We start from the raw sequence: 9,753 nt of genomic DNA on the forward strand, positions 1-9,753 counted from the left end.
AGGTACAGATAGCCGAGCCGGGGGCGACCATCCCCGTAGCTGATTTCGAGATCAACGTGGGTCCTGTCCGGCATCGTCCCAAACCTCGTAAGCCGTAATGACTTCCAGCTTCACGTCGTCGAGCTAGGGCTCCACGATGACTTCCCACGCTTTTTGTCGAAAGCGCGTGTCGATGATCCAGCGCCCTTCCTTGTAGTCCTTCCTGAAGTTCGTCGCGTGCTCCATCATACGGCGGAGATCGAGCTCGGTAGAGTCGCGCTTTACGAATCGTTTCTGCATGTGGGAGGAGATTTCGAGCTTCTATTCCCACCACTCTGGCCAAACGCGTTTTCTTTTCGCCATCTGTCTCGGCGATTGTAAGCGATTCGTCGAGCTTCGATATCGCGTCCTTGTTGGCGATCCGGGGACCGGCTCGTCCTTCGGCACCGCGAAGAAGATCGCGAGCGCGAAGTCCAAGCCGAGCCTAATTGTGAGGCCGTAGACTTCTACACGTCCGCCGAGCTCGGAGCTCGAGACCCGAGTGAGTTGAGCTCTCTCTCGAGCAGACGTATCTCCTCGGGCGGGACGAGAGCACCGCCATACCGAGCGTGATAGAAACGCTCGACGATTCGGAGCCCGATATTTCGAAGCTCCACCGGCACATTCTCCGAGACGGTAGCCCAGTACTCCAGCGGAGCTTTCGTCTTCGTTCGGGGAGATCCGAGCGCTCTCGCCCGGCGATCCAACTCCTGGATGAGAGGTTCGAGACCTGTCAAAGGCGCGCTCGTCCCGCGACGCGTCACCCTCCGCCGTGGGCTCCAGAGTCGCGCAAGGTGCAAGGCACCGTATCCCGCCACGAAGAATCCGGCGAGCCACGCGAGCGGCCCCAAAAGCCCCCGCCACTCGACGTGGCGGATCTCGGCATAGAGGCTCGCGCCATGGGCCCGTATCCACTCGATCGCATCGGCGAGTGGCCCGGAATCCAGACCGGCATGGAGGCTTTCGTACTCAGCGGCCGGGGTCGGGTCGTACTCGAGCCAACCCTTTCCGTCGATGTAGGCCTCGATCCATGCGTGCCGATCCCATTCGCGCACGATGTAATAGTCGTCTTTGCGCTGGCTCCCGATCACGTTGAAGCCCTCAACATACCGTGTCGGAATGTCCTCCGTGCGAAGCATCAGGGCGGCTGCACCGGCAAAAAACTCACACCATCCGCGCTTCTTGTTGAAGAGGAAGTCCACGAGTGGGTTTTGCCGGTCAATCTCCCCAACCTCGAGAGAGTACTCGTAGCTCTCCCGAAGATGGGCGACGACCCGCTCGACCGCCTTCTCGGTCGTCGCAGCTCCGTCGGTGACGACCTTGGCGAGCTCGGGAATCCGCGGGTCGAGATTCTCGGGAACTTGGAGAGCGCGTTCACGTTCCTCCGGCTGCAGCGGCCCGTCTTGTGCCCTTTGGTGATTGAGCTCGTGGAGAACGCCGTATAAACGAACGCGGGTGCTTGGCGGCTGAAACAAAACCCCGGCACCATCGATTCGCACCTCATCGACCGGTGCGTGGACCAGCGCCGATCCACCCGGCGTTGCAAGACCACCCCCGTCCACCCGAACCACCTTCGTTCGAATCAGGCGCTGGCCTTCCAGACGTTCTGGTGTCGGAACGAAATCCTTTCCTGGAAGTGTTGCGAGGAACTGCCGTTCCGGCAATCCAATCGTCTGTGGCATCGAAGGCGCGAGGGTGCGGATCGACGCCAGATCCCGACGCCAGTAAGCGCCATCGATGTGCGTGAAGACGCGGCTTCTCAATTTCTGTGGCCGCTCGCTCCACACCCTCATCACGATCTTCTCCGAGAGCTTCAAGCGCTGAAGATCGCCGAGGCGTGTCTGGTGCTGCCCCTCGATGCCGTCGCCCGTTGGCGCGTAGATCGTCAGCATCGTTTCCTCAACCTTTCCCTGAGTCCAGGGGAGGATGAGAACGATGACGGTGGCGATCGCGGCAGAAAGAAGACCGAACCCACCGACGAGAACCGACCGTGTGAGCCTCCGCTCACCCGAGAGGCTCCAAACGTCGGCAGCGAGATAGCTAAATCCCGCCAGTCCGGCAGCCGCGAGAAACCCGAGCGTTCGCGTATTGGCGTCGAAGCTCGCAGTGACGAGCATACCGACCGCAGCGGGGATGACGCCCGTCCAGACAAACACAGTGCGTGCCGTCAAAAGGAAGAGACTCCCCAGGGCGCCCACGGGATACGCGAGGCGAAGGGCCCAGGTGTCGACCTCCTGGGCGCTCAGGATGGGGTACGTCACCTGGATCCAGCCCAGGATGGCGATCCCGATGAGAAGGAGATAGAGAAGGCGCTGACACGCCCGAACGGTACCCGGAGCAGGGGTACGGGATCTCCAGAAGATAGAAGCCGCCGCCACCAGGACGAAGAGCCAGGCCGGCGCCGTGCGGAGGTTGACGGCAACGGACGCACCGGCGGCACCAAACAAGACACTCGTGGCCACGCGCTTCATACGGACTCGTCCGCGAGCGCGCGTTCGACGTCAGCGGGTCGCACCAGGCTCATCTCGCCCAGATCGTCGGCCGCCGCCTTCCAATTTTTTGGCGGTCGAGCCTTCGCGCACGATCATCACCTTCAGATCGACGCCGAACGCCTTCACTCGCCGGAGGAAAGACTCCCTCGCGTCGTCCCAATCCTGAACGATGGCGACGACGCTCGTAATCTGCTGGAGCTTCTCGAAGAGCGCTGGACCGACGATCTCGAACGGGGGCTCGTGACAGGGCTCGAGGCAGGCGAGCACGTCGAGGATGTTCTCGAGATACGCGAGACTTCTTCCGGCGCTGACTTCATAGATGTCGGGCCCAGCCGCAAAGATATCGACCACATACTCGCTCCGACTGAAGTAATCGGCCACCGACGCCACGAGGGATATCGCGGCCTCGTTTCGCGATGGATACGGCCGTGTGCTCAATGCGGTTTTCCCGGACATAGACCTCTTGATCATCGATGAGGCGCACGCCCTCAAACACGGCTTCGACCCCAAGGGGAGCAACCGAAACCGCGTCCTCGGCATGGCGCTGGGACATCCTGTTGCAAGCAGCGACGAGTACCCCTGGTACCAGAGGCGTGTCCGTCGGGTGTTGCTGCTGTCGGCGACCCCGTTCGAGTACGACTACCGAGACGTCTTCAACCAGCTCGACGTTCTTGGCTTCGGCGACGCGAAGCTTCAGGACGCCGATGGCGGCAACCCCATTTCGGTGCGACGGTTGGACGACCCCGAGTGCGAGGAGGAAGAAAAACGAGAAGTGCTGAAGCGAATGCTCCTCCGGCGCGTCGGGTATTTGAAGATCGCCGACCAGAAGTACAGCAAGAACATGTATCGACGGGAGTGGCGCGCCGGTGGATACGACGCCCCTTCGAGCCCCATGCGGCTCGAAGACCCGAAGCAACGTCTCGTGGTGGGTCTCATTCAAAAGAAGGTCGCGGAAGCGCTTCGTGACAAACGTTTCAACAATCACTTCCAGATCGGCATGCTCTCGTCGTTCGAGAGCTTCCTCGAGACTGTCGGACACCGGAAGCGTTTGGCGCGACAGAATGTCGACGGCAACCACGATGGAGAACGCAGGCACTTCGAGGGAGAGCAAGAGGCATCGGTTGATGAGAGAAGGGGAGCCGATACGTTCTCCCTCGCGACGGTTGTGGACTCGTACAGCAAAGAGTTCGGCGAGCCGCTTCCTCATCCGAAGCTCGACGCCACGGCGCGGTCTCTTGCGTCGGCTTTCGATACAGGGGACAAGGCGCTGGTATTCGTGCGTCGGGTGGCGACCGTAACCGAGTTGAAGAAGAAGCTGGACACCATCTTCGACGACTGGATCTACTCGAAGATGGTTGCCGCGCTCCCGGAACTGAAGGAACCAATCGACGGGTTGTTTAGCCGGTATCGACAAGAGCGCGAGCGAGCTTCGACGGGACCCAAGGAGGATAGCAGCCACGAAGAGGTCGACCAGGTCGAGGAGGACCTGCGCCACGCGGTCGTGGATGACGAGGGCGGGAATGACACGTTCTTCGCGTGGTTCTTCCGCGGGGAAGGGCCCGGACGCGTGCTCTCCGGTGCTGCGTTTCAGAAGAACCGTCTCTCGTCGATGGCATCCGTCTACTCGACACTGTTCGAGGACGACTATGTGGCGTGGCTCCTGGGGCAACCTTCGGACCCGCTCGAACAGCTCGCGAACATGCTAGCCCGGTCGCCAGCCGACCTGCAGGCCGAGCTGAAGCAGCTTGCGTACAACTATTTCCGGTCGCGCTCCCAGCAAAAATCAGGTTACCCGCGCTTCTATGTGGTCGAGGCCTACCAGGCCGCCGCCCTGCAGTTGCTTCGAGATCGTGACGGGGATCTCGGGCCGCGTGCGTCGGTCGTCCTGCAGGAACGATTTCCTCTCGTCGTGGACGGTAGGGCGGATGCACCGGAGCGGTTCCCACCCCCGTCGGACGGCATCGGTATCGTGACGTTCTTCACGGAGCTCGTCAAAACCCCGAATCTGCGGCGAGCCATCTGGCCTGAAGACGAGGCAGGGGAGTTCCGAGAGCGATTCCGGAACCGCGAGCGCCGCCGGGAGCTCATCAGTGCGATGAGCAGGCTCGGCGCTTCCTACATCGACCTCTATCTCACGGCTATCCGGCGACTCGGATCCTTCGGCACGCGCAAGGAAATGGACGCGGAACAACCTGAGCGCGTGCTCACCGAGGATTTCATCGAGCTACTTACCCGTCAGTCGACGACACCAGGCTTCCACGCGTTTCGAGAGCTCTCCGGCGCCGCGGCCGCTTTTGAAACACTGCTGTCCGTCAATTTTCCCGACGCCCACCACGTGCCGCTCGCGGAGCTCCCGGAGATGTTCGGGAGATCGCTCCAACACCAAGTCCCCGTAGGGCGCATGTCCGGAGGCGTCAACAAACGCCTGGTGCAGCAGTTCCGAATGCCCGGGTTCCCGCTGACCCTTGTCACCACCGATGTGCTTCAGGAAGGAGAAGACCTGCACACGTTCTGCCGGCGCGTCATTCATTACGGGATCACGTGGACGCCGTCGGCGATGGAGCAACGTACCGGACGCATCGATCGCATCGGAAGCCTTGTACAGCGCCATCTGGATGGTCGGGCGCATGCACCCGGAGACGATGAGCTGATCCAGGTTTATTACCCACATCTCCGTGACACTGTCGAAGTCTTGCAGGTCAGACGGGTCCTGGTACGCCTCAACAAGTTCCTTCGAATGATCCACCGCTCCGAGAACCTCTCGGATACGGACGAGAGCCGGATCGATATCGCGCAAGAGGCCATTAGGCGGCTCGAAGAGGTACCGCGAATCGAGGGTCTCCTCGAGTCCGCGTTTCCGGTACACCCGCCCTGGCTGTGCGGCACCGCACTGGCATGCGACATTCAGCGTCTAGACATCACGGCTTTGGAGCGACATCTGGGCGAGCTTTGGAGCTCGCTAGTTGAGACCTGGGACCTAGCCGTTGAGAGCACCGGGAACCCACGAAGGTTGGCGGGGACGGTCGCCCTTAGCTCGGGACGATGCATCCGTGCTGACGAGCGATCGACGCCTTCGGTCGAGCGACGCCAACCGTTCACACTCGAGCTCCGATCGCTCATCGCCGGCGATGCGACCTTGCTCGAGTGCACGAGTCCCGTGGGTCAGATCGACCTCGACGACCCCGACGAGAGCGACCATCTGTATGAGCTCCAACAAAGGCTCGGCGCCGTGAGGATCTGCGCGGTGCACGACTTTATAAGGCGAAAGTACGAAGTCTCCGTCAAAGGCGACCGGGTGTTTCATCTCGATACGACTTGTTACGCGGAGATCGAGCGTCTGGTCCTCCGAACCGTCGAGACAGCGGACCTCATCGAATCGGAAATGCTGGACCGAGACTCGGAGCCGGAAGCTTGGCTACGGGGGACGGAGGAGAGAGCCGATGCTGAGGCTTGAGCAGTTGGTGCAATCGATCCCGGCTTCGAATCGCAAAGCGTGGTACGTCGACGGCGAGCGAATCAACGTAGCCGTACGCGGGGGGAGCCGGCATCAGACCATCACGATCGAGCGCGTCGAGAATCTTTATCGACTGGAGTCGGTTGTCCTGGGAACGGCTTCCGTGACCAAAAACGTGAAACGCTGGCGGAAACTCGCGTTGCTCGTCTGGGAGAAAAACGCACAGCATCAGATCGTGACCTTCGGATTCGACCGTCGTGACCGTCTCGTCGGCCACATCGAGCACCAGGCGGATTACCTCGACCCCGAAGAGCTCGAGCTTTACGTGAACACCCTGGCCAGGGAGTGCGACCGATTCGAGTACCTCCTGACAGGGAAGGATCTGTTCTAGCGAGGGAGGGATGCCAGGAGAGGTTCGCCCCACGTTGTTCGTTCACCACGAGGTTCCAATTTCCAGTCGCTACACCGACACCGCACCCCATTTCGACGTGTCAGCCTGCTGAGCTTCGTCGAACTCGAGTAGCTTGCTCCTTGGCGCCGGCTTCGGCCCAATCGAGGATCTTTCGCACGTGCGCCACAAAATAGGGAATGAGTGCTTCTCCCGGATATGCCGAGTCGTCGCCGAAGGAGCCCAAGGGGCCAGATCGCTCCAGTTGGGTTTTCACAGAGCCCTTGAGAATTCGTCGAAGCGACGACGCCTGCGCCAGCACCGGTCGCGTCGCGAGGTCGCGCTGGTCGAGGAAGAGCCACACTTGCTCGAGCGCGCTGAACAGACGAGCCCACACGACCCAAGGTGGCTTTGAACTGTGACCCACAAACAACTCCCGCCACGTATCCGGGAACAACGTGTAGTACCGGTGTCGTCCCTCGGTGCGGGAGACGACAAAGCCCGATTGACTCATCTCGGCCAGCGCTTTGGTGATCGTGGCTGGGTAGTAATACGTGTCTCTAGCCATTGCCCGGGGCGATCCGAGATCGTTGAGCAGCAGGAATTCAAAGATCTCCGCACGGGCGTTCACTCCCAGCAAGGCTCTCAAGCGCAGGAGGAGGTTCTCGTGCGGTTCCGGACGGAACGGTGCGGCCGCGCTGCGCTCCTCGTAGCTGTCGCGCAAGAATCCATATCTCGAAAAAATAGGTTCGGGCTCGTGAACCACCGGAAGAGGGGCTCCGTTCTTGAGGAAAAATAGAGATTTCTTTCTCTTTCCCGTCGCTTTCGATAAGCCCGTTATGCCCTTCCATTTTGCCTCGTTCTCGGTGGTGCTCGTCGCGGCCGCCACCGCCCGTAGAACCTCCTCGCCGTCGAAGATTTCGTCCTTCAACATGCGCTTGATGCGCTGGATGCTGATAAAGCGACCGTTGATGGACAGCCATTCCAGGATGGCATCGAACAGGCGCGCGTCGTAGCGACCGATCGTGCATGAAAGAAGCAGCAGGGCATCGGGATCGACGGGCGACCCCGTCCAGTGTCGGCTGTAACCGGATACGCCTAATGCCGTCCACTGCCGCCACAGAACATCCAGCAGCCTATCGAGGAATTCCGTTCTAAAGTCTGTCAGCACTTTCGGCATACCCGAGGCTCCTCAAGAGATCCCTCAAAACCATGAGGAAACCCTCCGAGACATCGTGGCTCATCGCCCATCGCGCGGCTTTTTCGATTTCGTCGGGGGTCGGCTTCAGAGCGCGCAGATCCTCGATGTGATAGCCGCCACGGTCGGCGGCTGCGTACAGCTTGAAATGAATCTGATCCAATCGGTCGATGAAATGGACGGTCAGGTGCGCGCCGTACTGCTGATGATGCAGGCGCTTCGCCAACCCTGCGGGGAGGCCCATCTGGAAGAGTCCGCCCTCACCGCGGCTCGGGCCATTGTTGAGCCAATTTGGCGAAAGCGCGAGGTCCTCCCCAGCCTCGGCAGCAGCTCTGCGCAGATCCTCCGGCAGCGGATCTGGCGAGCGAAGAACTCCCGACCTCAATAAAGCAACGACATCGACATCCTTCGTAGTGCGCGGGATCAGTCCCGCCAGAATCAGGGCCGATCCACCACGATCTCGATGGGCTCCGCCTTGTTCTCCTCCAAGCGTATAGCGAGCGACGCAAAGGCCCTGTCGAGGGTCTCCCTGTCAAATGGTGGCGCGTATTGTCTATTTCTAGTAGCCATTATAACTACTACAAATAACTCCACCTGGAGGCGATGTCAAGTTCTCTGGGTAAATTCTCACCCGGGTGCGAAACGGCAAATCGGGCCATCGGTCTCCACGACCCACTACAACCGGTGCCTTTCACAACGATCGGAGCCATTTACCCGGGAAGGCTCTCCTAAGTGATGTAGGACCCTTGGCATGAAGTCTTCCGAAGCGCTCGAAAGCATATAAGATCGACCGCGGAACCTGGTTGTCAACTTCCGTGAAGAGCGGACCCATGACACGCCTCGATCGCAACTCACTCGAGCGGGACCTGGCAACGGAGGAGGCACGTCTCCGTGAGCTCGAGGCCCAGTACCGCCAGGCGTGGTTACGGGTCGATGAGCTCCGGCGTCAGATCGGCGCGTGCCGCGAACCGTCGCCGAACCTCCTGCCGGTCGTTGGCCCCCGGACCTCGGCCGACAAGATCGCGCTGTTTCGGACGTTATTCCGCGGACGAACCGACGTCTATCCAACGAGGTGGCGAAATCTCAGAAAGGGCACGAGCGGATACGCACCGGCCTGCGCGAACGAGTGGATTCCCGAAGTTTGTGAGAAACCAAGAGTGAAGTGCGGCGAATGCGCCAATCAGGCATTCCTGGCGATCACCGACCGGGTCATCCTCGATCATTTGCAGGGCCGGATCGTGGCGGGCGTTTATCCATTGCTCGAGGACGATACTTGCTGGTTCCTGGCCATGGACTTCGACAAGGGAACCTGGGAGAAGGACGTCTCGGCGCTCGTCGAGACCTGCCGCGGGATGCAGCTCCCGACCGCGGTGGAACGCTCACGCTCCGGAAACGGAGCTCATGTCTGGTTCTTCTTCCGGGAGCCGGTTTCGGCAAGAACGGCGCGGCAGTTCGGCTGCCATCTGATCACGCAGACGATGGCGCGGCGGCACGAGCTTCCCATGGCTTCCTACGATCGCCTGTTCCCGAACCAGGACATGCTTCCAAGGGGAGGCTTCGGAAACCTCATCGCGCTCCCGTTTCAGAACGAGGCGCGCCTGAAGGGGAACACCGTCTTCGTCAATGAAAACTGGGTGCCGCACGAAGATCAGTGGGCCTTCCTGGCGCGACTTCGACGTTTGGATGCGTCCGAGGTCGAGCTCATCGTTCGGGAAGCGCGTCGTAAAGGAGCGATCCTCGGTGTCCAACTCGGAGACTCGGACGACGAAGATTCGGATTCAATGCCATGGCTTCGAACGCCCTCGCGCCGGCGACCGAGGGCCGCGATCGCCGGCCCTCTTCCCGAGACGGCGCGAGCGACCCTGGCTCAGGCCATATTCCTGGAAAAGGCCGGGCTTCCGTCGCCCCTCTTGAACGAAATCAAGCGTCTCGCCGCCTTTCAGAACCCGGAATTCTACAAGAAGCAAGCGTTGCGCTTCTCTACGGCGCTCACCCCCCGGATCGTCAGTTGCGCCGAAGAACTGCCGCTCCACGTGGCGTTACCGAGAGGGTGTTACCGGGAACTAAAGAAGCTCCTGACGGACTACCAAATCAACCTGATTACCGACGACCTTCGGGTCGAGGGCTCGCTTCTTTGTGTCGATTTTCATGGAGAGCTCGGCGCCGTGCAGAAACGCGCGGCGAAGGCGCTGGAAGCGACCGA

8 protein-coding genes are annotated in these 9,753 nt (G+C 60.8%); 3 read left to right on the forward strand and 5 right to left on the reverse strand.

Features of this window, described 5'->3' with window-relative positions; all coding sequences use genetic code 11:
• Positions 1 to 123 precede the first annotated feature (123 nt).
• From VEK15_04365 to VEK15_04375, 3 genes are all read right to left on the reverse strand, one after another.
• The gene (locus VEK15_04365; protein ID HXV59905.1) at positions 124 to 279 is read right to left on the reverse strand and encodes a hypothetical protein; all 156 of its coding nucleotides are present in this window, start codon (positions 277 to 279) and stop codon (positions 124 to 126) included.
• Between the two features lie 206 nt (positions 280 to 485).
• Positions 486 to 2,489 (reverse strand): transglutaminase domain-containing protein, encoded by a 2,004-nt coding sequence (locus VEK15_04370; GenBank protein HXV59906.1) that lies wholly within the window; start codon positions 2,487 to 2,489, stop codon positions 486 to 488.
• A gap of 30 nt (positions 2,490 to 2,519) precedes the next feature.
• Positions 2,520 to 2,948: a hypothetical protein gene (locus tag VEK15_04375; protein ID HXV59907.1), complete on the reverse strand. Its 429-nt coding sequence runs from the start codon at positions 2,946 to 2,948 to the stop codon at positions 2,520 to 2,522.
• 25 nt (positions 2,949 to 2,973) lie between these two features.
• On the opposite strand from VEK15_04375, the gene VEK15_04380 reads away from it, so the two are divergent.
• Positions 2,974 to 5,964, forward strand: coding sequence for a helicase-related protein (locus VEK15_04380; GenBank protein ID HXV59908.1), 2,991 nt, complete (start codon positions 2,974 to 2,976; stop codon positions 5,962 to 5,964).
• Positions 5,951 to 6,355 carry a hypothetical protein gene (locus VEK15_04385; GenBank protein HXV59909.1) on the forward strand — a complete coding sequence of 135 codons (405 nt, stop codon included), beginning with the start codon at positions 5,951 to 5,953 and terminating at the stop codon, positions 6,353 to 6,355. The genes VEK15_04380 and VEK15_04385 overlap by 14 nt, the downstream gene beginning before the upstream one ends.
• Positions 6,356 to 6,455: 100 nt before the next feature.
• On the opposite strand, the gene VEK15_04390 is transcribed toward VEK15_04385, so the two are convergent.
• Positions 6,456 to 7,532: a winged helix-turn-helix domain-containing protein gene (locus tag VEK15_04390; protein ID HXV59910.1), complete on the reverse strand. Its 1,077-nt coding sequence runs from the start codon at positions 7,530 to 7,532 to the stop codon at positions 6,456 to 6,458.
• Entirely contained in the window at positions 7,507 to 7,794 is a 288-nt protein-coding gene (locus VEK15_04395) for a hypothetical protein (GenBank protein ID HXV59911.1), read from the reverse strand. Before VEK15_04395 ends, VEK15_04390 begins: the two co-directional genes overlap by 26 nt.
• A gap of 586 nt (positions 7,795 to 8,380) precedes the next feature.
• Between VEK15_04395 and VEK15_04400 the strand changes: the two genes are divergently transcribed.
• Positions 8,381 to 9,753 (forward strand): restriction endonuclease subunit R (locus VEK15_04400; GenBank protein ID HXV59912.1); only part of this gene is annotated, 1,373 nt, incomplete at its 3' end.

It is taken from the genome of Vicinamibacteria bacterium, assembly GCA_035620555.1.
Taxonomy (GTDB): domain Bacteria; phylum Acidobacteriota; class Vicinamibacteria; order Marinacidobacterales; family SMYC01; genus DASPGQ01.

What these genes read in the sequence shown, in the direction of transcription:
- VEK15_04370 (HXV59906.1), bottom strand. Translation starts at nt 2,489, where the DNA reads ATGAAGCGCGTGGCCACGAGTGTCTTGTTTGGTGCCGCCGGTGCGTCC.
- VEK15_04395 (HXV59911.1), bottom strand. Translation starts at nt 7,794, where the DNA reads ATGGGCCTCCCCGCAGGGTTGGCGAAGCGCCTGCATCATCAGCAGTAC.
- VEK15_04390 (HXV59910.1), bottom strand. Translation starts at nt 7,532, where the DNA reads ATGCCGAAAGTGCTGACAGACTTTAGAACGGAATTCCTCGATAGGCTG.
- VEK15_04385 (HXV59909.1), top strand. Translation starts at nt 5,951, where the DNA reads ATGCTGAGGCTTGAGCAGTTGGTGCAATCGATCCCGGCTTCGAATCGC.
- VEK15_04365 (HXV59905.1), bottom strand. Translation starts at nt 279, where the DNA reads ATGCAGAAACGATTCGTAAAGCGCGACTCTACCGAGCTCGATCTCCGC.